Annotated in this window: 25 protein-coding genes and 1 tRNA gene; 16 read left to right on the forward strand and 10 right to left on the reverse strand. The window is 34.4% G+C overall.

The window, feature by feature from the left end; translation table 11 throughout:
* The 3 genes from kbl to H5V42_RS05815 all read left to right on the forward strand — a co-directional run bounded on the left by kbl (position 1) and on the right by H5V42_RS05815 (position 5,424).
* Positions 1-1,194: a glycine C-acetyltransferase gene (gene kbl / locus H5V42_RS05805; protein ID WP_185782185.1), complete on the forward strand. Its 1,194-nt coding sequence runs from the start codon at positions 1-3 to the stop codon at positions 1,192-1,194.
* Positions 1,195-1,308: 114 nt separating this feature from the next.
* Entirely contained in the window at positions 1,309-2,664 is a 1,356-nt protein-coding gene (locus H5V42_RS05810; protein ID WP_185782186.1) for an OmpA family protein, read from the forward strand.
* A 45-nt stretch (positions 2,665-2,709) separates the two neighbouring features.
* Positions 2,710-5,424, forward strand: coding sequence for a PD-(D/E)XK nuclease family protein (locus H5V42_RS05815; protein WP_188669506.1), 2,715 nt, complete (start codon positions 2,710-2,712; stop codon positions 5,422-5,424).
* Here H5V42_RS05815 and H5V42_RS05820 read toward each other — a convergent pair whose 3' ends face one another.
* Entirely contained in the window at positions 5,425-6,132 is a 708-nt protein-coding gene (locus H5V42_RS05820; protein WP_185782188.1) for an SDR family oxidoreductase, read from the reverse strand.
* 229 nt (positions 6,133-6,361) lie between these two features.
* A complete protein-coding gene (locus H5V42_RS05825; RefSeq protein WP_185782189.1) occupies positions 6,362-6,679 on the reverse strand; it encodes a hypothetical protein in 318 nt (105 codons plus the stop codon).
* Between the two features lie 771 nt (positions 6,680-7,450).
* On the opposite strand from H5V42_RS05825, the gene H5V42_RS05830 reads away from it, so the two are divergent.
* The 3 genes from H5V42_RS05830 to H5V42_RS05840 are packed head-to-tail and all read left to right on the forward strand — an operon-like array spanning position 7,451 to position 9,247.
* Positions 7,451-7,645: a small ribosomal subunit protein bS21 gene (locus H5V42_RS05830; protein ID WP_185782190.1), complete on the forward strand. Its 195-nt coding sequence runs from the start codon at positions 7,451-7,453 to the stop codon at positions 7,643-7,645.
* 3 nt (positions 7,646-7,648) lie between these two features.
* Positions 7,649-8,383 carry an NYN domain-containing protein gene (locus H5V42_RS05835; protein WP_185782191.1) on the forward strand — a complete coding sequence of 245 codons (735 nt, stop codon included), beginning with the start codon at positions 7,649-7,651 and terminating at the stop codon, positions 8,381-8,383.
* 6 nt (positions 8,384-8,389) lie between these two features.
* On the forward strand, positions 8,390-9,247 hold the full coding sequence (locus H5V42_RS05840) for a sigma-70 family RNA polymerase sigma factor (protein WP_185782192.1): 858 nt from the start codon (positions 8,390-8,392) through the stop codon (positions 9,245-9,247).
* Between the two features lie 82 nt (positions 9,248-9,329).
* Here the strand turns inward: H5V42_RS05840 and H5V42_RS05845 are convergent.
* Positions 9,330-9,406 (reverse strand) — tRNA-Ala (locus tag H5V42_RS05845).
* A gap of 44 nt (positions 9,407-9,450) precedes the next feature.
* Entirely contained in the window at positions 9,451-10,248 is a 798-nt protein-coding gene (locus tag H5V42_RS05850) for a universal stress protein (protein ID WP_185782193.1), read from the reverse strand.
* Positions 10,249-10,301: 53 nt separating this feature from the next.
* Here H5V42_RS05850 and H5V42_RS05855 point away from each other — a divergent pair, with 53 nt between their 5' ends.
* The 5 genes from H5V42_RS05855 (at position 10,302) to H5V42_RS05875 (ending at position 14,307) form a co-directional block, all read left to right on the forward strand.
* The gene (locus H5V42_RS05855) at positions 10,302-10,805 is read left to right on the forward strand and encodes a GNAT family N-acetyltransferase (protein WP_185782194.1); all 504 of its coding nucleotides are present in this window, start codon (positions 10,302-10,304) and stop codon (positions 10,803-10,805) included.
* Positions 10,806-10,807: 2 nt separating this feature from the next.
* Positions 10,808-12,148 (forward strand): MATE family efflux transporter, encoded by a 1,341-nt coding sequence (locus H5V42_RS05860; protein WP_185782195.1) that lies wholly within the window; start codon positions 10,808-10,810, stop codon positions 12,146-12,148.
* A gap of 45 nt (positions 12,149-12,193) precedes the next feature.
* Complete coding sequence (locus H5V42_RS05865; protein WP_185782196.1) at positions 12,194-12,961, forward strand: enoyl-CoA hydratase/isomerase family protein; 768 nt, start codon at positions 12,194-12,196, stop codon at positions 12,959-12,961.
* Positions 12,962-13,102: 141 nt separating this feature from the next.
* On the forward strand, positions 13,103-13,513 hold the full coding sequence (locus H5V42_RS05870; protein WP_185782197.1) for a DUF3592 domain-containing protein: 411 nt from the start codon (positions 13,103-13,105) through the stop codon (positions 13,511-13,513).
* A 26-nt stretch (positions 13,514-13,539) separates the two neighbouring features.
* Complete coding sequence (locus H5V42_RS05875) at positions 13,540-14,307, forward strand: UDP-2,3-diacylglucosamine diphosphatase (protein ID WP_185782198.1); 768 nt, start codon at positions 13,540-13,542, stop codon at positions 14,305-14,307.
* Between the two features lie 36 nt (positions 14,308-14,343).
* Here H5V42_RS05875 and H5V42_RS05880 read toward each other — a convergent pair whose 3' ends face one another.
* The 4 genes from H5V42_RS05880 to H5V42_RS05895 form a co-directional block, all read right to left on the reverse strand.
* On the reverse strand, positions 14,344-15,615 hold the full coding sequence (locus H5V42_RS05880) for an MFS transporter (RefSeq protein WP_185782199.1): 1,272 nt from the start codon (positions 15,613-15,615) through the stop codon (positions 14,344-14,346).
* A 2-nt stretch (positions 15,616-15,617) separates the two neighbouring features.
* A complete protein-coding gene (locus tag H5V42_RS05885; protein WP_185782200.1) occupies positions 15,618-16,004 on the reverse strand; it encodes a VOC family protein in 387 nt (128 codons plus the stop codon).
* Positions 16,001-17,689 (reverse strand): single-stranded-DNA-specific exonuclease RecJ, encoded by a 1,689-nt coding sequence (gene recJ, locus H5V42_RS05890; RefSeq protein ID WP_185782201.1) that lies wholly within the window; start codon positions 17,687-17,689, stop codon positions 16,001-16,003. Before recJ ends, H5V42_RS05885 begins: the two co-directional genes overlap by 4 nt.
* A 112-nt stretch (positions 17,690-17,801) precedes the next feature.
* Entirely contained in the window at positions 17,802-18,230 is a 429-nt protein-coding gene (locus H5V42_RS05895; protein WP_185782202.1) for an OsmC family protein, read from the reverse strand.
* A 115-nt stretch (positions 18,231-18,345) separates the two neighbouring features.
* Between H5V42_RS05895 and H5V42_RS05900 the strand changes: the two genes are divergently transcribed.
* Positions 18,346-18,948: a carboxymuconolactone decarboxylase family protein gene (locus H5V42_RS05900; RefSeq protein WP_185782203.1), complete on the forward strand. Its 603-nt coding sequence runs from the start codon at positions 18,346-18,348 to the stop codon at positions 18,946-18,948.
* Between the two features lie 17 nt (positions 18,949-18,965).
* Here the strand turns inward: H5V42_RS05900 and rsmI are convergent, their stop codons facing one another.
* Entirely contained in the window at positions 18,966-19,637 is a 672-nt protein-coding gene (gene rsmI, locus H5V42_RS05905) for a 16S rRNA (cytidine(1402)-2'-O)-methyltransferase (RefSeq protein ID WP_185782204.1), read from the reverse strand.
* 96 nt (positions 19,638-19,733) lie between these two features.
* Entirely contained in the window at positions 19,734-20,414 is a 681-nt protein-coding gene (locus H5V42_RS05910) for a hypothetical protein (RefSeq protein WP_185782205.1), read from the reverse strand.
* 157 nt (positions 20,415-20,571) lie between these two features.
* Between H5V42_RS05910 and H5V42_RS05915 the strand changes: the two genes are divergently transcribed.
* The 4 genes from H5V42_RS05915 (at position 20,572) to H5V42_RS05930 (ending at position 24,011) form a co-directional block, all read left to right on the forward strand.
* On the forward strand, positions 20,572-21,216 hold the full coding sequence (locus tag H5V42_RS05915) for a thymidine kinase (RefSeq protein ID WP_185782206.1): 645 nt from the start codon (positions 20,572-20,574) through the stop codon (positions 21,214-21,216).
* Positions 21,209-22,318 (forward strand): alanine racemase, encoded by a 1,110-nt coding sequence (gene alr, locus H5V42_RS05920; protein ID WP_185782207.1) that lies wholly within the window; start codon positions 21,209-21,211, stop codon positions 22,316-22,318. Before H5V42_RS05915 ends, alr begins: the two co-directional genes overlap by 8 nt.
* Before the next feature lie 57 nt (positions 22,319-22,375).
* A complete protein-coding gene (mscL, locus tag H5V42_RS05925) occupies positions 22,376-22,783 on the forward strand; it encodes a large conductance mechanosensitive channel protein MscL (RefSeq protein ID WP_185782208.1) in 408 nt (135 codons plus the stop codon).
* Between the two features lie 220 nt (positions 22,784-23,003).
* Positions 23,004-24,011: an aspartate-semialdehyde dehydrogenase gene (locus H5V42_RS05930; RefSeq protein WP_185782209.1), complete on the forward strand. Its 1,008-nt coding sequence runs from the start codon at positions 23,004-23,006 to the stop codon at positions 24,009-24,011.
* Positions 24,012-24,023 lie beyond the last annotated feature (12 nt).

Here is a 24,023-nt window from a genome sequence, read left to right on the forward strand (position 1 = left end):
ATGTACGGAAATATAAAAGAACATCTTCAAAAAGAACTGGAAGAAATTAAAGAAGCAGGTCTATTTAAAGAAGAACGTATAATTACTTCACCACAAGATGCCGTAATAAAACTAGATTCTGGAAAAGAAGTAATTAATTTTTGCGCAAATAACTATTTAGGACTATCATCTCACCCTGAAGTTGTAAAAGCGGCTAAAGACACCCTAGACTCACACGGTTTTGGGATGTCATCAGTTAGGTTTATTTGTGGTACTCAAGACATTCACAAAACTCTCGAACAAAAAATAGCAGATTACTACAGTACAGAGGATACCATTTTATATGCCGCAGCTTTTGATGCTAATGGTGGTGTGTTTGAACCGTTACTTACTGCAGAAGATGCTATTATTTCAGATTCTCTAAATCATGCCTCAATTATAGATGGTGTAAGATTATGCAAAGCCAAAAGATATAGATACGCAAATAATAACATGTCAGATTTAGAAGCTAAGTTAAAAGAAGCTAATAACGATGGTGCCAGATTCAAGATAATTGTAACTGATGGTGTGTTTTCTATGGATGGTTTGTTAGCTCCATTAGACCTTATATGTGATTTAGCTGATAAATATGATGCCATGGTAATGATTGATGAATGCCATGCAGCAGGTTTTATTGGTGAAACAGGGCGTGGAACTTTAGAAGAAAAAGGTGTTCTTGATAGAATTGATATTATAACAGGAACCTTGGGCAAAGCATTAGGTGGTGCAATGGGTGGTTACACTACTGGTAAAAAAGAAATTATTGAAATGCTTAGACAGCGTTCTAGACCTTACTTATTTTCAAACTCTTTGGCCCCCGCAATTGTAGGTGCTTCCATTAAAGTGTTTGATATGCTTAAAACAGATACTAGCTTAAGAGATAAGCTCGAAAAGAATACGAAATATTTTAAAGAAGGAGTAAAAAAGGCCGGTTTTGATATCATTGATGGTGATTCTGCTATTGTTCCAATTATGTTATACGATGCTAAATTGTCTCAAATAATGGCAAATAAACTTCTAGAAAAAGGTATTTATGTCATAGGATTCTTTTATCCAGTAGTACCTAAAGGCAAAGCCAGAATTCGCGTGCAGCTCTCAGCAGCGCACAACAAAGAGCATTTAGACAAAGCAATTGAAGCATTTTCTGACGTAGGTAAAGAACTAAAAATCGTTTAACTGTTTTATTTTATCTATCAACCGTCTTTTTAAAAAAATAAGTAATGATTTTGTTAATAATACTTAACAACTTACATTTGCAGCTGATAAACACTTAAACTTAAATTTTAGAACATGAAACATCTTAGCAAATTATTAGTTGTTGCACTATTGTTTATAGGTGCTAACAATTTGCAAGCACAAGACGAGAATAATCCTTGGCAGGTGAGTTTTGGTGTGAACGCAATTGACGTTTATCCAACAAATACTGACGACGCCTTTACTAGTAGCTCTCTTTTTGATGAGTACTTCAATGCGACAGATCACTGGAACATTCTTCCTTCTGTTTCTTACATTGGAGTTTCTAAGTACGTAGGCGATGGTTTCTCTGTGGGAGCAAGAGGGTCTTTAAACAGAATTGATAAATTAGGTGACGCATCTGCTGATGATTTATCACACTACGCTATTGATGGTACAATTAAGTACAATATCTTAAAGAATACTGTAGTAGATCCATTCGTAGAAGTCGGTGGTGGTTATACTTGGGTTGACGAGATTGGTGCTGGTACTGTTAACGGTGGTGTTGGTGTTAATTTCTGGTTTACAGATAACATTGGTTTTACTTTACAAACTCAATATAAGCACGCTTTTGAAGATTACGGTGTTAAGCATTTTCAACACTTAGGTGGTCTTAACGTACGTTTCGGAGGTACTGATACTGATGGCGATGGTATTTATGATAAAGACGATGCTTGCCCAGAAGTTGCTGGTTTAGAAGCATTCAACGGTTGTCCTGATTCTGACGGTGATGGTATCGAAGATGGTAAAGATGCTTGTCCTAACGAAGCTGGTTCAAAAGAAATGAACGGTTGTCCAGACGCTGACGGTGATGGTATCGCTGACAAAGATGATGCTTGTCCTAATGAAGCTGGTGAAGCTTCTTTAGCAGGTTGTCCAGATGCTGACGGTGATGGCGTTGCTGATAAAGATGATCAATGTCCAAACGAAGCTGGTCCTGCTGATAACAACGGTTGTCCTTGGCCAGATTCTGATAACGATGGTGTATTAGATAAAGACGATGCTTGTCCAGAAGTTGCTGGTACTGTTGCTAACAATGGTTGCCCAGAAGTGACTGAAGAAGTTCAAAAGCAATTAAACGATTACGCTAGAACTATCTTATTTGACACTGGTAAATCTTCAATCAAAGCTGAGTCAACTTCAGTAATGGTAGACATCATCCAGATATTAAATGAATATCCTAATGCTAAATTTACAGTTGAAGGTCATACTGATAGTGTAGGTAGTGCTAAATTAAACCAAGCTTTATCTGAAAAAAGAGCTAACTCTGTTCGTGATTTCTTAATCAACGAAGGTATTGGTTCAGACAGATTAAGTGCTATTGGTTACGGTGAAGACAAGCCTATTACCACTAACAATACTAGAGCTGGTAGAAAGCAAAATAGAAGAGTTGAAATCAATTTGATTAAATAAGTTTAAGTATTTATTTCACTTTATATAATTTTAAAGCCCTGACAATTGTCAGGGCTTTTTATTTTTTCAATGTTTTTAAAAGAAGTTTTATCCGCTTTAACCTCTAAATTTTCGTCTTTTGAGAATTTGAACTTTATTTTGCCTTCCAATAGGTCAATTAGAGAGTTTAAGTCCTTAATAGCTTCAGAAAAGAACGCGCCTGTTTTTGCTCCTAAATGTTATACAATTGAGGCGTTTACAACCAAAATATCTGGTTTACAGCTTACAGACGCTACATATTTACAATTAAAACTCTTTGAAGTTTATAAGAATTTAGATGACAAAAACTTAGACGACTTTAAGATTTTTTCAACTTGGGCCAATAGTGTGCTTGGAGACTTCAATGAGATTGACCGTTATCTAATTAACCCTCAGGATATCTTTAACTATTTAAGTGAAATTTCTAGTATTAAAAACTGGAATCCAAATCAGGAGCCTACTTCACTTTTGAATAGATACATCAACTTCACCAAATCTCTTGAAACCTTATACTATAAATTAAATGAAGTTTTATTAAAAGAAAACCTTGGTTATCAAGGTATGAGATACAGAAAAGCCTCAGAGAATTGTGAACAATTTTTAAATGCGCATCATAATGAAAACTTCATTTTTGTTGGTCTAAATGCACTTAACAAAGCGGAATTAGAAATGCTTAAAGTATTTCTACAAAAAGAAAAAAACAGTATTTATTGGGATTTAGATAATTACTTCTTTACTGACAATTACCACGATGCAGGTTACTTTATGAGAAGTAATTTAAACCAATTTACCAATCATCAAAAGCAAATATATCGACTATCAAATGATACCTTTTTAAAAAAAGATATTATTAAAATTACTGGTGTTCCTAAAAACATAGGACAGACAAAAACTATTGGTGAAGAAATTGAAAAACTATCATCTGCTAATACATCTACTGCTATTGTTTTGGCTGACGAAAGTCTCTTAGCTCCCATTTTAAATGCACTCCCTGAGTCTGTTTTTGATTCAATTAACATTACTATGGGTTTACCTATAACCACTAGTAATAGCAGTAAATTAGTTATGTCACTATTTAAACTGGTAAACTCAGACTTAGAAAAAGGACTTTACTATGCAGATATTCAGAAACTTGCTTACAATCCTATTTTAGAATTTTTAGTTCAACCAACTAAACTAAGAGCATTTATAAAAAAACTAAAATCTAATAATGAGGTGTTAGTAACCAAAGTACATTTAATAGCACTTTTTGAAAACCACCAAAGTCTTCTACAACTAATTACGAACAAAATAATTCCAACAGAAATTTTACCTCAGTTTTCAGAAATACTGGTAAAGATTTATGCTTCTGAAATTCCAAATAAAATTGAAAAAGAATCATTAAAACTTATACTAAAACGTTTTTCTGAGTTGCAAAAAATGCTTTTGCAAAGCAAACATACCTTCAACTTAACTGATGTTGAGCTTTTAGTTAACAATGCACTCCAAGAACTTTCTATTTCATTTAAGAGTGATCCAACTAGTAGAATTCAAATTATGGGGCTTTTAGAAACTAGAGCCTTAGATTTCGACAACGTTGTTATATCATCTGTTAATGAAGGGGTTTTACCTGCTGGTAAATCTGACAACTCTTATATACCTTATGATGTTAAGCAAGAATTTGGCTTACCTACTACAAAAGAGAAAGATGCAGTTTACACCTATCATTTTTACAGATTATTACAGCGGGCAAAAAAAATTCACCTTATTTACAACACAGAACCAGATGTTTTAAAAGGCGGAGAACCAAGCAGGTTTATCTATCAAATAACCACAGATAGCAATCTTAGTCAATTACTAGAAAGAAACTATTTATCACAAGAGATAACACCACAGGTTAGTGGTCTAAAATCTATTTTGAAAACAAAAAGCTTAATAACCTCTTTATCTGAATTAGCTCAAACTGGTTATTCTCCCAGTTCATTGTCTAGCTACATTAGAGACCCATTTACTTTTTATAAACAACATATTCTTAAAATTGAATCTCCTGACACCATAGATGTAGATGTTGCTTATAATGTTTTGGGTACTATAATTCATGATAGTTTAGAAAAATTGTATTTACCACTTATTGCTAAGGAATTAACGCAAAGCCATTTTAAAGCTTTAGAGCCCTTAGTTGAAGAATACGTATTTACTGAATTTGAAAAATACTATCCTAAGACAGCTATTCTAAAAGGAAAGAATTTTATTCTTTTCAATGTAATTATAAAGTATGTGCATTCTGTAATTCTACAAGATATAGCGACTTTAAAACTCGGAGCATTAAAAATAATTAGTTTGGAAAAGAAGCTACGTTCTAAATTTACCTTACCAAATGGAGACAGCTTTGTTTTAAAAGGAAAGTTAGATAGAATCGATGTCTTTGAAGGACAAACCCGTGTAATCGATTATAAAACGGGCAGCGTAGAATCTTCTTCTTTAAAATTAAATGACATGAAGTTGATAGCTTCTGAAAACAAATATGACAAGGCTTTTCAACTTCTCTGCTACTCACTATTGTATAAAAAAGAAACGGGTAAAATACCCCATTCTGCTTTTATTCTTCCAATAAAACAAATACATAAAGGTCTTTTACCAGTTACCTATAACAAAAGCTCACTCATTACTACAGAACTTATTGAAGAATTTACCAAAGAACTATATGGTTTAGTTCTTGAGCTCCATAATCCTGAAATACCCTTTTTAGAAAAAGAAATATAACTACTTAAGGTCTGGTCTGGTTGGCCTTACTTCAATTTTACTTGGTAGCGTTCTTGGATGCATGGTTAGTAAATCAACAACCAATTTGCCAATATCTTCTGGTTGAATTTTCCAAGCATCTTTATCAGAAGGATTATTACCATTAAAATGCGTAGCAACTGAACCTGGCATAATTGTAGTCACTTTAATACCATATTTGCGCAAATCTAACATGGCCGCTTGGGTAAACCCTACTACGCCAAATTTAGTGGCATTGTAACCTGCTCCACTTGCAAAAAAATTAGTTCCAGCTAAACTTGCTAGGGTCATGTAATACCCTTTACTCTTTTTTAATTCATCTACAGATGCTTTTAAGGTATTAAATACGCCGTTTAGGTTTGTATTTATCATTTGGTTCCAGTCTTCTATTTCCATCTCATCAATTGGCGCAAAATGGCCGACACCAGCATTTGCCAATACAACGTCTAAGGAACCCCAGTGGTTTTTAATTTTTGTCACCGCATCAACCTCATCATTAAGTAAAGTAACATCAGATAACACACCTAAAACATTAGCATTGTTTAAAATAGAAATGGCATTATCTAAAGCTTCTTTATCTCGGCCACTTATGGCTACTTTCATTCCGTTTTCTAACAAACTTTTTGCTACTCCAAGACCAATTCCTTTACTTCCGCCAGTTATATATGCTACTTTTCCTTCTAAGTTCATGTTATTTTAATTTTAAGCTAAAGTTCTTAATTGTATTAGCCAATTACAAAAAAAGCATCCTAAAGGATGGTTAAGATTTGAGGAAAATATCAAGTTCTAAATTTCACTTTTTTGAGAACAATACTGTTACCTTTTATAGAACGTAATTAGATGAACTTCCTTTAGCTTAAATAAGCTAAAGATTTGAAAACATAATTTCTTGTTAACCAGCTCGTCTAAAATTAAAGTGCTAAGGCAATACCTTTTGCAAACGAATTATGGTTACTTTTTTTTCTCTTTTTTCTTCAAGTATTATCTCTCTTTCAATGTAAGAGATTATAAAATGTTCCCCTATATGTTTTTGCAGATGTATAGGATATCTATCTAAAATAACAGAAAGAATATCATCAAAATAAACAGTTTCATCATTCCCGATTGTTGATTTTATACAAAATGAATAGGAATTCTCTACTTTTCCTAGGTAAATACCTTCTAACCTATTTAATTTATTGGATTCTTGGCTTGGATAGCCTAAAGAGGTCAAAACTATTAGAAGGAGTATTCGCATAATTATCTTACTGTTCGTTTTCTTAAAATTTAACTGTTAGTATTTGAGTACGAGCAGCTTATTCTGGTTTGTAGCTTGTTCTGGAGATGGAAGTTGAAACTCCGTTTAAAAATTGAAAACTGGTATTTAATAGAGCTTAAACTACTTTAAAGCACTGCCAGTAACATCAGTTAAATTTTAAGTAGTTACCTACAGATTATATAATATTTCCAGTTCAACTAAATTGGTTGTATTATAAATTACCTCAAAGTAACGTATGATTGTACTTAACGCTTTAGTTTAATTTGCTTAAAGAGAAGGGCTAAATGCATTGAGAGTTAAAAATGTTTGTGCGTCTCAATATTTTATTGGAAAGATGAAAGGTACAACTAGAATTAGAAGTATTCTCTAAACGTTTGTTAATGTTTACGAATGTAATTTAAGACTTTAGCTGTGTTCTTCTAAAAACAACTGCTATAGGATAGAAAAATAAAAGAGGTAAAACATCCTGCTTCAGATTTAAATCCGTTTCTTTACAAATATTACGGCTTGTAAGCAGTATGATTGCATCCCTTAAATAATAAAGCAAGCTCTCTCCTTTATCCATAATCTATTTCCAAGGACTGCTTTTTAATTATTTTTTGCTTGTCTCAACTAATTTCAAAAGACTTTTAAACCAAATTGAACTATTGGTTTAAAACGATACAATCACCTTAGCTGTACCTGACTAATACTGTAATTGCTCTTGTCATAAAAACATCATCCAATAAAACCAATTTAATAAGATTAGATATGCTAAAAATTAAAATATTACCTGGAGAAAACATTGAAAGAGCTTTAAAAAGATATAAAAGAAAAGTCCGAAAAACCAAGCAGATGAACATACTTAAAAAAAACCAGGAGTTCACCAAAAAATCTAAACAAAAAAGAGATGAATTGGCCAAGGCAGTATATCGAAATCAATATTTAATAAACCAAGAAGAATAAAATATGGACAAAGACCTTAATCTAGCTGTTTTAATAGACGGTGACAATATTCCATCAAAATATGTCAAGGAAATGTTAGAAGAAATTGCAAAATATGGGAATCCAAGTATAAAAAGAATTTATGGTGATTGGACAAAACCTAGTTTAGCAAAATGGAAAGATGTTCTTCTAAAAAATGCTATTACTCCAATTCAACAATACGGCTACACTACTGGAAAGAATGCAACCGATAGTGCAATGATAATAGACGCCATGGATATATTATATTCTGGTAAGGTAAATGGGTTTGCTTTAGTATCTAGTGATAGTGATTTTACACGATTAGCCGTTAGACTTAGAGAAGCCGGAATGAAAGTTTTCGGAATTGGAGAGAAGAAAACTCCGGACCCCTTTATAGTTTCATGTGACAAATTTATTTATCTAGAAATTCTAAGGAACAATCATTTAGATGAAACTAGTCTTCCACAAAAAAACAATAAAGATAAGGTTGATAGCATCACAAATAAGGTTATTAGCTTAATTCTAAGCACCATTTCAGATGTAGAGGATGAAGATGGCTGGGCATTTTTGGGAGAAGTTGGAAAGCTTTTACAAAAGAAACAGCCAAATTTTGATCCTAGAAACTATGGCTTTCGTAAGCTCACTCCACTTGTAAAATCATTAAATCAAATACAAATTGAATCACGAAAAAATCCAAAAGGCAGTGGAAACCTTATTTATGTTAGAATTAATTCTTAAAGAAAAATGAAGCCCCTAACAATTTCAAAACAAATTACAAATAGAGATAGCCCATCTCTCATTAAATACCTCAACGATGTTGGGCGTATCCCTATGATTACAAGTGAAGAAGAGGTGAATCTGGCAGTTATAATTAGACAGGGTGATAAAAAAGCCTTAGAAAAATTGGTTTCGGCAAATCTAAGGTTTGTTGTTTCAGTTGCCAAACAATATCAATTTAGAGGATTAATTCTTCATGACTTAATTAATGAAGGAAATCTTGGCCTTGTAAAAGCGGCAGAAAAATTTGATGAAACAAGAGGGTTCAAATTTATTTCATACGCGGTTTGGTGGATACGTCAAGGAATGATTCAGGCAATTTCAGAAAAGTCAAGAATTGTTAGACTACCCTTGAATAAATTGGAGGCTTTAAATAAAATTTCTTCACAGTTTGAGCAATTAAACCAAAGAGAACCTTCTGCTCAGGAAATTTCAGAGTTAACAGATTTGTCAATGAACGAAATTCAATTTTGTTTAACAAACGGTTCCTCAACATTATCAATGGATGATTCTTTAAAAAATATCGATGGAGAATTAATTTACAGAGACATTATGCGCTCAGATAGTTCTACAAACCCAGAAAACAAACTTTTCTCAGACTCCATGAAATCTGAAATTGAGAAACTTCTTAACATTCTACCATCACGTGAATCTTATATTATAAAAATGTGCTTTGGTATTGGTGTTTTAGTTCCCTTAACATTGAATGAAATAGGTAGTACATTAGCTATTACTCCTGAAAGAACTAGGCAGCTCAAAATGTCAGCGTTGGTACGCTTAAGACAATTATCTTCTTATAATAACTTAGAAAGTTATCTGGATTAATCATCAAAATCTATGATGTATATTGGTAATTCTGAATTAAAATAGCTTCAAAAGTCAAATACTCTTGAAGCGTTATAATAACTGGTGGAGAATACCGGATTCGAACCGGTGGCCTCTTGCCTGCCAGGCAAGCGCTCTAGCCAACTGAGCTAATCCCCCATTGTAAGTTCGCAAAGGAACTACTTTTTACGATGTTGTCAAAATCAAAACTTTTTTACACTCAAAACTAGTACCGGAACTGGCGCAAAGAATTCAGACTTTGAAATAGTGCTTTTTTCCCATAGTTTTTTAAAGAACCCTCTTTTTCTTCTAAAAACACATAACATATCTGGTTGTTTGCTATGAAAGTGCTCCAACACACCCAAATATGTTGTTTGATTTTCTGAAATACTTACGTTCTTACTTAAGTCTAACAAGGCCGTGTTTATTTGCAAATCTTCTTCTGAATATCCTGGAGTTTTTACCAACAACAATTCAATTTCAGCTTTGAATTTATTTTTAATTGTTGTTAATGGCTGTAAAACCTTGTTTCGTTTTACAATACCTGACTTAAAAGCTACCAAAATGTTTTTCAAAGGCTTATACTCCGTTCCTTTAGGAACAATTAATAAAGGCACATTGGTTTTCTTAACTATTTTACCAGAAGTTCTCCCCAGGTACATCTCTTCATTAACTTCATTACTTCTCGGTGATAAAATAACCAAGTCTATCGCCAACTCTTCATTTAACGTGTTTAAACCATCTATGATTTCACCATTATAGGTTGCTACTTTAATATCTAACCCTTTAGTGTCAACTTGTTTAATAATCTCTTTAGCATGCTCTTTGTTCGCCATAGCAACTTTTTCTTCGGCTCTACCCAAATTACCAGCAGCAGTTGTAAAACTAAACACCTCCATTACATAAATGTTTGCACCAAAATCTTTAGCAAAATCTATAGCATATTGTAATGTTTTGTGAGCATTTGATGAAGTGCCTAAAGGCACTAAAATATTATTCATAATTGGTTACTTATGTTATTCCTCTAAATTTACAACGAATTCAAGATGTTGAGATGATTCGTAAAGCAAAGTTATCAGAAATACCTGAAATTTTAGCGATTACTAAAGCATGTGCTTTAAAAATGATTTCCAATGAAATACATCAATGGAATGAACACTACCCTTCAAAAGAAGCTTTTGTAAAAGATATTGAACGAGACGAGTTGTACGTTCTCGAAAAAAACAATGGTATTATTGCCGGAGTTACCATTTCAACCTTTATGGATGCAGAATATATTCCCGTAAAATGGCTCACAGCAAATACAAATAATATATACATACACAGACTCTACGTACACCCCAAAGAACAAGCTAAAGGGTTGGCCCAACAACTTATGGATTATGCAGAAAATTATGCGAAATCAAATGGGGCTACATCTGTAAGACTTGATACTTTTTCACAAAACACCAGAAATCAAAAGTTTTATGAAAAAAGAGGCTACTTTAAACTAGGTGACATCTTTTTTCCGAAACAAAGTAAACACCCATTTCACTGTTATGAATTGGTTTTAAAATAGATATGAAAACTAAGCTAAAAGTAGAGTTTATATCAATTAATCGTTTGGCAATACCTGCTACCATTTCTGGTATTGCAGAACCTCTTCTATCTATTACAGATACTGCAGTTGTTGGTAATATTCCTATTGATGGTTTAGAGTCTTTAGCGGCTGCCGGTATCGTGGGTTCTTTTTTATCTATGCTTATATGGGTCTTAGGCCAAACTAGAAGTGCAATATCTGCTATTATTTCCCAATATTTAGGAGCCAATAAACTCAATGAAGTGCGCGATTTACCTGCTCAGGCAATTTTTCTAAATATTACTTTAAGCCTAGTAATTTTACTTTCTACCTTTTTTATTGCAGAAGATATTTTTCGCCTGTTTGAGGCAAAAGGTAAAATTTTAAGTTATGCTGTTGACTATTATAAAATTAGGGTTTGGGGTTTTCCTTTAACCCTATTCACTTTTGCTGTATTTGGTATTTTTAGAGGTTTACAAAACACCTTCTATCCTATGCTTGTGGCAATAATTGGCGCGGTTTTGAACATTGTTTTAGATTTTATTTTAGTTTACGGCGTAGAAGATGTTTTACCACCTATGTATCTAAAAGGTGCCGCTTGGGCAAGTTTAATAGCTCAGGCAATAATGGCTTTACTTGCCTTTATTTTATTAAAAGTTAAAAGTAATATCAGCCTAAAACTTACCTTGCCTTTTAATAAAGAACTGCCCCAACTCATTTACATGAGTCTCAATTTATTTGTAAGAACTTTAGCCCTAAATTTAGCTTTGATGCTTGCCGTAAGAGAAGCAACTTCATTAGGAGACCGCTATATAGGAGCACACACCATTGCAATTAATCTATGGTTATTTTCTGCTTTTTTTATTGATGGTTATTCAGCTGCAGGTAATAGTATGGCTGGTAGACTACTTGGTTCTAAAGATTACCAAGGTTTGTGGTCTTTAGCTAAAAAAGTGAATGTATACGGTAGTGTAGTCAGCTTAGTTTTATTGTTCTTCGGTTTTGTTTTCTACAATCAATTAGGTCGTCTTTTTTCGCAAGAATCAGAAGTTTTAACTGCATTTTATCAAGTTTTTTACTTAGTGCTATTGGCTTTACCAATTAATACAATTGCATTTTTGTTTGATGGTATTTTTAAAGGTATGGGTAAAATGAAATTTCTAAGAAACGTATTATTAATCGCCACACTATTAGGTTTTATTCCTACACTATATATTGGAAAGTATTTGAATTTGGGTTTGCATGCTATTTGGATAGCATTTATTGTTTGGATGGTACTAAGAGGTGCTCCACTGGTTATTAAATTCCGCAATACTTTTAAACCACTATTAAAAGAATCCTAAGTAATTTTAGGGTAAATTAAACGCATAGTTAAAGAAGTTACTATTATGACTACGGAAAGACAAAACGGAAGCTTATACACTAATATTGAAAACAGAATTGCTTATGTAGAATTTGGTCATCCAGCTAGTAATTCTTTTGTTTCAGAACTGTTAGACCGTTTAGCACAAACCATTAGTGATTTATCTAAAAACGTTGATGTAAACGCAATTCTCTTAAAATCTGAAGGTGAAAAAGCATTTTGCGCAGGAGCTTCTTTTGATGAATTAGTAGCTATTAGCAATCTAGAAGAGGGAAAAGCATTTTTTAGTGGCTTTGCCAAAGTCATCAACGCTATGCGTGTTTGCTCAAAGCCAATTATTGGACGTATTCAAGGTAAAACAGTTGGTGGAGGTGTAGGATTAGCCTCTGCTTGCGATTACGTTTATGCTACTGAAGCGGCTGCCATAAAACTCTCAGAAATTTCTATTGGTATTGGCCCCTTTGTTATTGCGCCAGCAGTTGAACGCAAAATTGGCAAAGCGGCACTAGCTGAACTTTCTTTTTATCCTACAGAATGGAAAAATGCCTATTGGGCTAAAGAGAAAGGTCTTTATGCCAAAGTATATGATTCTATTTCTGAAATGGATAAGAATATTGAAATACATCTAGAAAAACTAGCGTCATATAACCCTGAAGCTCTTGCTGCCATGAAAAAAGTACTTTGGGAAGGTACTGAAAACTGGTCTCAAACGTTAGCAGATAGAGCAGCGCTTTCTGGTAAACTGGCTTTATCTGAAGCAACCAAATCTGCTTTAGCAAAATTTAAAAAGTAATATGGATATTCTCTCCCTTTTAAACAGCGATATTGTTTTCCCCCTTTTAGCGTTATTGGTTATAGCCATTTATATTTTTACGAGAATGAGAAATAACAGAAGGTTTAAGCGTTAATTTCAATGATTAAAAAGCACCGACCTATGTTGTGGTTACTTTTTTATGGTTTTCTCTTTTTAATAGGCATTGTAATTCTATATTTTACTTACAACCAATACGCTAAAACACAGCGTTTACTTGAAAATGGTATTAAAACTACAGGAACCGTTGAAAGCTATATTACCTCATCTGGTGATAATGGAACCATGTACAAACCAGTAATCACATTTAAAGACAAAAGAGGCAGGCAGCGAGAGTTTGTTAGTGAGATTTCATCTAAACCACCAGCCTATGAAATTGGTGAAAAAGTTAAACTGGTGTATGATATTAGAAAAGATAGCAATGTTAAAACCGTTTCTTTCTGGGGGTTGTACAGAGGTGTAGTTATCCCAGCTATGATTGCCTCTCCATTTTTAGTAATTGGGGCAGCATATCTTCTTTATAGATTATACTAATCTAATTTTAAATACTTTTGTTTTCAATGGAAAACATTTCATTTGAGGCTGGTAAAAAAATCTATTTTTCTAGTGACAATCATTTAGGGGCGCCAACCTTTAAAGAGAGCTTACCCCGAGAGAAAAAATTTATAGCTTGGTTAGATTTTGTAAAAAAAGATGCTGCAGCTATTTTTCTTATGGGCGACTTATTCGACTTTTGGTTTGAGTATAAAACGGTTGTCCCTAAAGGGTTTACGAGAACACTTGGTAAACTTGCTGAACTCACAGACGCTGGTATTCCTATCTATTATTTCGTTGGTAACCACGACCTTTGGATGAATGGTTATTTTGAAGAAGAACTCAACATTCCGGTTTATCATAAACCACAACAACTTAGCATAAACAACAAACAATTTTTTATTGGTCACGGAGATGGTTTAGGACCCGGCGATTTGGGGTTCAAACGAATGAAAAAGGTATTTACCAACCCTTTAGCTAAGTGGTTTTTTAGATGGTTACACCCCGATTTAGGTGTGCGTTTGGCGCAACACTTATCTGTTAATAATAAAATTATTTCTGGTGATGCTGATGCTACTTTTCTTGGTGAAGATAAAGAATGGTTAATACAATATTGTAAACGCAAATTAGAAACTGATCATTACGATTATTTTATTTTTGGCCATAGGCATTTGCCGTTAGAAATTGATTTAAAAGAACGTTCTAAATACATCAATTTAGGAGATTGGGTTCAATATTTTACGTATGCTGTTTTTGATGGAAATGAATTGAAATTAGAGACCTTTTCAAAATAGAATATCATCAATTTATTTACATGGTATACTTTTTTACTAATCCATATCACTCTGCTCTTCAACATCTTTAGATAAATCTAGTTTTCTAAAACTTGGTGATAAAATGGCCATTCCACCAACCGTTAACAAGGTCATACATCCGCCAAAAACCACCGCAGTTACCGTACCCATAAGTTTAGCGGTTACTCCACTTTCAAAAGCACCTAATTCATTTGAAGAGCCCACAAAAATTGAGTTGACAGATGCTACCCTACCACGCATATTATCAGGCGTTTTTAATTGCAAAATAGTTTGCCTGATAATCATAGAAACGCCATCTACAGCTCCACTGGCAAATAAAGCTATTACAGATAACCAAAAATATTTTGATAAGCCAAATATTATGATGCATACGCCAAATGCAAAAACGGCAATCAACAATTTTTTACCCGCATTTTTGTGAAGAGGAAAACGGGTAGAGGCTATCATAATTAATGATGCTCCAACCGCAGGTGCCGCTCTTAATATACCAAAGCCTTCTGAACCTACTTTCAATATATCTTGTGCAAAAATAGGTAGAAGTGCAACTGCGCCTCCAAAAAGTACTGCAATCATATCTAAAGTAAGCGCTCCTAAAATAGCTTTGGTACTAAACACAAATCTTAATCCATCTTTCAAACTTTGCAGTACAGGTTCACCTAATTTGGGATTTAAAATGGGTTTTCTTTTTATCTGAGACAAGAATACTAATGCCAAAAGTGAAAAGCCAAAGATTACACATAAAGACCAGTGAACACCAATCCAACCTATTGAAAAGCCCGCAAATGCAGGACCTACAACAGCGGCAACTTGCCAAGTTGAGCTACTCCAAGTTGCTGCGTTAGGATATATCTTCTTTGGAACAATTAAGGCAATTAAAGAGAAAATTGTTGGCCCAATAAAAGCCCTAACCAAGCCTCCAAGAAATACCAATGCATATACGGTGTATAAAATTGATTTTTCTGAATAGGTAGCTTCAACACTGGGTAAGGTTACTAAAAAAAGACCAAGGCTAATTACTGAAAATCCTAAAATACATTTAACCAATAAGTTTCGTTTTTCATTTTGATCAACAATATGACCCGCAAAAAGGGCAATGCTTACGGCAGGAATTATCTCCATTAAACCAATAATACCTAAACTTAAAGGGTCTTTAGTTAAAGAATATACTTGCCACTCTATAACTATAAACTGCATGCTCCAAGCAAAAACCATAGCAAACCGAACCAATAAAAATATATTGAATTCTTTATAACGCAAGGCAGCATAAGGATCCAAAGGTTTTGCCATAATTAAATTGTTATTTCAATTCGGTTACCTTCAGGGTCTAAAATTACACTTTCATAAAACCCGTCTCCTGTTGTTCGTGGTTCACCAACTACGGTAAACCCTTCTTGTATTATTTGGTTGGTCAGCATATCTACTTTTTTCTTAGAACCCACAGATATTGCAAAGTGAGTTAAACCAGTATGCTCAATTTCTTTTGCTTCTAATACCGGTATTTCGGGTTTGTGCATAAGTTCTAATTGTGCACCATCAGCAAATGAAATAAAGTAAGATTTAAAATTCTTTTTAGGGTTATAATAGAGTGCATTAGATTTGCCGTTAAAATATCTTTCATAAAAAGATTTACTCTTCTCTAAATCTTGTACCCAAATGGCTATATGCGCTATCCTCATCTAATATCTTTTATTCGCAGCTGAAGGTTAACTTGGCCATTCCATTCATTTTCTTCAATTACATAAGCAATATCAAACTGCTGTCTACCTTTTATCAGTGCTATTTTGTCTCCCAAACCAAAACCAATACAACCAATAGGTTGACTACCGTTTTTAGTAACGGCTATTTTTAGGTGTTTTTCTTTTTCTCCTACCCCTTTGCCATAACCAGTGTCTACAACACCTCTAGTCATAAAAACAGGCGCCATATTCCCTGGTCCAAATGGCGCAAATTGTTTAAGAATTCTGTAAAATTTAGGAGTAATTTCTTCGAGTTCTAACTCAGCATCAATATGAATTTCTGGAGTTAACAATTGTGGGTCTATAGTCTCTGCAACTACTTTTTCAAATTGTTGTTTAAAGGTTTCAAATTGTTCTTCTAGCAATGTTAAGCCTGCTGCATATTTGTGCCCTCCAAATTGCTCAATACAATCGGCACAACCTTCTAAGGCTTCATATACATCAAAACCCTTTACAGACCGTGCAGAAGCCGCCAACTTATTTCCACTTTTAGTGAACACAAGTGTAGGCCTATAATACGTTTCTGTTAGTCTTGATGCCACAATACCAATAACACCTTTATGCCAGTCTTCTTGATAAACCACAGAGGTAAAGCGCTCTTCTTCTTTATTTTGTTTGATTTGTAGTAATGCGGCTTCAGTTATTTCTTTATCCATGTCTCGCCGATCAGAATTAAACTGTTCTATTTCAGCGGCAATAGCATTTGCTTTTTCAATTTCTGATGCCATCAAAAGATTAACTGCAAACTGGCCATGTTCCATTCTACCAGCAGCATTAATTCTAGGGGCTAGAATAAAAACAACATCTGTAATAGTAAGCTGTTCTTTTTTTATCTGATTAGCAATGGCTTTTATTCCTATTCGTGGATTACTATTAATTATTTGTAGGCCGTAATAGGCTAAAACACGATTTTCCCCTGTAATGGGAACGATATCTGCAGCGATTGCAGTTGCTACTAAATCTAAATAGGGTAGCAAATCATTAATGTCTTCACCATAACGTTGACCTATAGCTTGAATTAATTTAAAACCCACCCCACAACCACAAAGTTCTTTATAAGGGTAATTACAGTCTTTTCTTTTGGGGTCTAATACAGCTACTGCATCTGGAATTTCATTTCCTGGTCTATGGTGGTCACAAATAATAAAATCAATAGCCTTTTGCTTGGCATATTCTACCTTATCAAGAGCTTTTATACCACAGTCTAAAGCTATGATTAAAGAAAAGTTGTTGTCCTCAGCAAAATCAATTCCTTGGATAGAAACTCCATATCCTTCAGTGTATCTATCTGGAATATAGGTAGCAACATTCGGATACTTGTCTAGTAAATAACTACCTACCAAGGCCACACTTGTGGTACCATCTACATCATAATCACCATAGACCAAGATATTTTCCCCTGCCTGGATGGCTTTCTCAATTCTACCCACTGCAACATCCATATCTTGTAACAAGAAAGGGTCATGTAAATCTGTTAACTGCGGGCGAAAAAATTTCTTTGCCTGTTCAAAATTGCTAATATTGCGCTGTATCAAAAGTTGTGCAATATTTTTATCTACCTGCAACGATTTTGATAACTGTAAAATATTTTCCTTTTGTGGTTTTGGTTTAAGTGTCCAGCGCATGGTTTTCAAGTTTATTGTCGTAATTTAAGAGGATTCCCATTTTTAGAAAACAATACCATGAATAAGACTATCGATACCATCAACTTAACTTTTTAGCTGTTTAAAGTAAATGTTATTTATGATGAAAAATAGTTTCAATTTCCATGGTAGCAAATTGCCTAAACATTTCCATAACCCCGCAATATTTCTCTACAGATAAATTAACTGCTTTTGTAAGTTTAGCTTCGTCTAAAGCTTTGCCATAGAAATGATACTCAACCTTAACCTTGTGATAGTACTTTGGGTGCTCCTCTGTTAATTCGCCAATAGTTTCAATGGTAAAATCTTCTACGGCCAACTTCATCTTACGAATCAGCATTGCTATATCTAAACCTGAACAACCTGCTAAAGAAGAAAGCATTAACGCTTTTGGTCTATACCCCAAGCCCTCACCACCGTCGTCAAGGCTTGCATCAATATTTAAGTCTAAACCTGATGGATTATTACTTTGCAAGGCCATTTTACCTAACCATTTGGTGGTCACGTGATTATTAACTGCCATTAGTTTTGTTTTTGTGATTGATAAAAATACGACTTAAATTAGGAGTCATTGTCCCCTATTCTTATACATCCTTAACTTTTATTCTTCTGGCAATTTATTAACTAAACTAAACTTCATGGCGCTTGTAAATCCGTTAGACCCCAACCACGACACAGACACTAAAAAACTAGCTGAATTTTTTAATGAAACTCTTGGCTTTTGTCCTAATTCTGTGTTAACCATGCAGCACAGGCCAGCCATTTCTAAGGCCTTTATCAACTTAAATATGGCGGTTATGGCTAATGAAGGCAAGGTTACTTCTGCACTTAAGCGAATGATTGCTTGGGTAAGTAGCAATGCTACTGGTTGCCGGTATTGCCAAGCTCATGCCATTAGAGCCGCTGAACGCTATGGTGCAGAACAAGAACAATTAGACAACATTTGGGAATACCGTACTCACCCGGCCTTTTCAGAAGCAGAACGCGCGGCATTAGATTTTTCATTGGCAGCTTCTCAAGTACCTAACACTGTTAGTGCCGAAATAAAAGAACGTCTACATGAACATTGGACAGATGGTGAAATTGTAGAAATGTTAGGGGTAATTTCTTTATTTGGTTACCTGAATAGGTGGAATGATAGTATGGGTACAACTATTGAAGATGGTGCTGTCGACAGTGCCAACCAATACTTAGGCAAGTACGGCTGGGAAAAAGGAAAACATGATGGGAGTATTTACTAAATGGTTGTAAAAGACATTTATTTCTTTCCTTTTACTACAAGAACAAATTCTCCTTTAGGTGGTTTTACTGTAAAATGAGCCAACACCTCTTTTATGGTACCTCTTATGGTTTCCTCATACATTTTGGTTAATTCTCTTGATGCTGAAATTGATCTTTCTTCTCCGAAGTATTCTGCAAAATGAGTGAGCGTTTTTATGAGTTTATGCGGACTTTCATAAAAAACCATTGTTCTGGTTTCCTCTGCCAGTTGTATTAATCTTGTTTGCCTTCCTTTTTTTATGGGTAAAAATCCTTCGAATACAAAACGGTCGTTAGGCAATCCGCTGTTTACCAATGCCGGAACAAATGCCGTAGCCCCTGGTAAGCATTCTACCGCTATATTATTTTCTATACAAGCTCTGGTTAATAAAAACCCTGGGTCTGAGATTGCTGGTGTTCCCGCATCAGAAATTAACGCCAACTGTGCCCCAGATTGTAGTTTTTTAACCAAACTATCAACCATCTTATGCTCGTTGTGCATGTGATGACTCTGTAATGGAGTGGTTATCTCAAAATGTTTTAAAAGCTTGCCACTAGTTCTAGTATCTTCTGCCAAGATTACATCTACCTCATTCAAAACTTTTATTGCTCTAAATGTTATGTCTTCTAAATTGCCTATTGGCGTTGGAACCAGATATAATTTTCCCATACTGTAAAAGTAAATGGATTTTTAATTCTAAATCTCAAGCACAAAAAAACCGACTGTTACTAACAATCGGTTTTATTAAAACGTTTAGATTTCTATTTAGGCAAACTTTCTTTCAATCAGTGCTTTGAATCTATTCTCATATTCTTCTTTCCCCGCCCAATTATTATATTCTGGTTTAACCATATTATCAATAAAAGACATTGATTTTTCTTCAGAATCAATGGTGTTTAATTCTTCTATAACACGCTGATATTCGTGTATGTTATCATTAAATAAGTGCTTAATAAAAGCGAGCTTATCATTTAAGCCAATTTGTATGGTTTTGCTACTTAAGCTATCATTTAAAGATTTTGGTTTTGCAACTTTAGCGGTCACTGTTTCGGTTACACTAGTTATCACCTCTGTTTTTGTTGCCTCTGGTTTTGCCACAAATTCTCCAAAAATATACTCTAAGGCTTCACTAGGCATTTCAGAAACCATTTCTTTAATGGTGTGCATACCTGGTGTTATAATGTCTTCTTGATGTGGGTTGTTTTCTGGAACAGTTTTGTTTCCGCTTAACACTCTATTTGCCATGGTCTCAAACCTACTTGCTAAAACATTTTTAGAAACATCAACCTCAACATCACTCAACTTTTCATCAATAAACTTAAGCACCGCTAACTTTTCGTAAAGGTCTTTAGCAGTGTCATAAATTTCAGTAAGTTCTTTATCTTCTCTAGATGTAATTATATCTGTGGCAATCTTTACTAATTCTTCTCTAAGTTTACGTTTCATAGCCCTAAATCTTTATCTTTTAAAGTTAAAATCAAATTCCGTGCCCGATTAAGAAGAAAAGGTTAAATTTTTCGAAATGGGTTTGGGGGTCTTTTTTGTAATTTCGTTTCTTCTAATTAAAAACGGAGAATTCTAAAATTTCGTTTAAAAGTACGCTATGTTTCTTGAAAACACTATAAACCATGAAGAACAATTTGGGTGGATTGAGGTTATCTGTGGCTCTATGTTTTCAGGAAAAACTGAAGAATTAATTCGGCGCTTAAAACGAGCAAAGTTTGCTCAACTTAACGTTGAAATTTTTAAACCTCAGGTTGATATAAGGTATGACGAAGATATGGTGGTGTCTCATGATGCTAATGAAATACGTTCTACCCCAGTACCTGCGGCTGCAAATATTAGGCTATTAGCCGACAATTGTGATGTTGTTGGTATAGATGAAGCTCAATTTTTTGATGATGAGATTGTATCTGTCTGTAACGATTTAGCCAACAAAGGTATTCGTGTAATTGTTGCTGGCTTGGATATGGATTTTAAAGGAAATCCGTTTGGGCCCATGCCTGCACTTATGGCTACGGCAGAATACGTGACTAAGGTACATGCCATATGCACACGAACAGGCAATCTAGCCAACTATAGCTTTAGAAAATCTAAAAATGACAAATTGGTGTTGTTGGGTGAAACCGAAGAATATGAACCCCTAAGTAGAGCTGCATACTATAAAGCTATGTTGACAGAGAAAGTCAATAAAATGAAGGTTGATTCAGAAGAAATTAAGCCCAATAAAAAGGTGGCAAATGAATAAAATTTCTGAGACTATACTTGAAATTAATCTGGATGCCTTAGCACATAATTTCAGCTTTCTTAAAAATAAACTCAAGGCCAATACCCTTTTTTTGGGGGTGGTTAAGGCTTTTGCCTATGGTAGTGATATGGTGACAATGGCAAAAGAATTGGAGCTTTTAGGAGCTGACTATTTAGCTGTTGCTTATGCTAAAGAAGGTGTTTTGCTTCGCGATGCAGGCATAAGATTGCCCATACTGGTACTACACCCCCAGCCCATCAATTTTCAAGAAATTATTGATAGGTGTTTAGAACCCAATATATATTCTCGCAAAATATTTGAAGAATTTGAAGCCGTTGCATCTCAAAAAAATCAAAAGCACTATCCCATACATGTAAAATTCAATACGGGTTTAAATCGTTTAGGTTTTACTGTAAAAGATGTAGATTGGATAGCTTCTCAATTAAACCAAACTACTGCTGTAAAAATTAAGACTGTTTTCTCACACTTAGCTGCTTCAGAAGATTTAAATGAAAAAGCATATTCTCTTGGTCAAATTGAAACTTTTAAAAAAGTAAGTAAAAACCTTTCTGATAATATAGGTTACCAACCTATTAGACATACCTTAAATACCTCAGGTATTCTTAATTATCCAGAAGCACAATTTGAAATGGTACGTAGTGGTATTGGTTTGCATGGTTATAGTAACGATAGTAAAATTGATTTGGAGCTTAAGCCAATAGCTAGTTTAAAAACTATTATTTCTCAATTACATAAGGTAGAGGCTAATGAATCTGTTGGTTATAATAGAGCCTTCACCTCTAATGAAAGGCGAATTACTGCAACTTTACCTCTAGGCCATGCAGATGGTATTGGTAGACAATATGGTGGTGGTAATACCTATGTGTTTGTAAATGGTGCTAAAGCACCCATAATAGGTAATGTTTGTATGGATATGATTATGATAGACGTTACCGGTATTACTTGTAAAGAAGGTGATGAAGTACTAATTTTTGGTGGTAAGGCATCTGCAGAAAAATTTGCGAATACGGCAAACTCCATTTCATACGAAATTTTAACAGCTGTTTCTCAGCGAGTTAAAAGAATATTTGTTAAAACATAGCCATAGTTTTAATTTTTTTTTAACTTTTGCGCTTGTAACCAGTTTAAACTATAAAACATGCTTAAGGAATTTAAAGATTTTATCATGACCGGCAACGTTATCGACTTTGCCGTTGCAGTAATTATGGCAGGTGCTGTTGGCCTTGTTGTTAATGGATTTGTTGCTGACATTGTAATGCCAGTTGTAGGTCATTTTGCTGGAGGTCTCGATTTTTCTGAAATGAAAGTTGTGCTAGACGAAGCAGTAGTAGCTGCTGATGGATCAGTAACAACACCTGAAAACGCCATTAGATGGGGTTCTTGGGTAAACACAATTGTTAACTTAATTATTGTTGGCTTTGTAATGTTTTTGATTGTTAAAGCTTATAACAAATCAAAGAAGAAAAAAGAGGAGGAGCCTGCTGCAGATCCAGGTCCATCAGAAGTTGATTTATTAAAAGAGATTAGAGACGCTCTAAAAAAGTAAACGTAGTTCTTAATAGTTAAGAACTAACCGCTACATCACACATTAATTAAAGCCGCTTAGGGGTATTCCCTTAAGCGGTATTTTTTTTGAAGTAAAAGCTGTAGAAACTATTATACAATTGTTATAAATAAAACTTTTTGTTATTTATTTAGCATAACGCCATTTTTTACTTGTGCAATCCATAAGCTAGTCTACCTTTGTACGCTCAAATTTTATTCTGATGAAAGTAGCTATAGTTGGCGCCACTGGTATGGTGGGCGAAGTTATGTTGAAAGTATTAGCGGAACGCAATTTTCCAATTTCTGAATTGTTATTGGTTGCTTCAGAACGCTCTGTTGGTAAAACACTTTCTTTTAAAGGGCAAGAACACACCGTTATTGGTTTACAAACAGCTGTTGAAGCTAGACCAGATATTGCCATTTTCTCAGCAGGTGGTGACACCTCATTAACTTGGGCTCCTAAATTTGCAGAAGTAGGTACAACAGTAGTTGACAACTCTTCTGCTTGGCGTATGGACCCTGATAAAAAATTAGTGGTTCCAGAAATTAATGCAGCGGTACTAACCGCTACTGATAAAATCATCGCCAACCCAAATTGCTCTACCATACAATTAGTTATGGCGCTAAATCCACTTCATAAAAAATATGGTATGAAAAGGGTTGTTGTTTCTACCTATCAGTCGGTTTCCGGAACTGGTGTTAAAGCCGTTGAACAAATGGAAAACGAAGCGCAAGGGATAAAAGGAGAAATGGCATATCCGTACCCTATCAATAAAAATGCTTTGCCACATTGTGATGTGTTTATGGAAAATGGTTATACTAAAGAAGAAATGAAACTTGCTCGTGAACCTCAAAAAATACTAGATGATAGAACCTTCTCTATTTCTGCAACTGCTGTTAGAATCCCTACTGCAGGTGGCCATTCAGAATCTGTGAATGTAGAGTTTCATAACGATTTCGATTTAAATGAAATTCGCGAAATATTAAATAATACTCCAGGTGTTGTGGTTCAAGATAATCCGGAAACCAATTCCTATCCAATGCCAATTTATGCTCATGATAAAGATGAAGTATTCGTAGGAAGAATTCGTAGAGACGAAACTCAGCCCAATACCTTAAACATGTGGATTGTTGCTGATAATTTACGAAAAGGTGCTGCTACTAATGCCGTGCAGATTGCTGAATATTTGGTTGAAAACGAGCTTGTAGGAGCAAAAGCGTTAAGTTAAAACGTTAAGCAT

Origin of the sequence: Croceivirga lutea, assembly GCF_014235875.1 — a bacterium.
Lineage (GTDB): Bacteria > Bacteroidota > Bacteroidia > Flavobacteriales > Flavobacteriaceae > Croceivirga > Croceivirga lutea.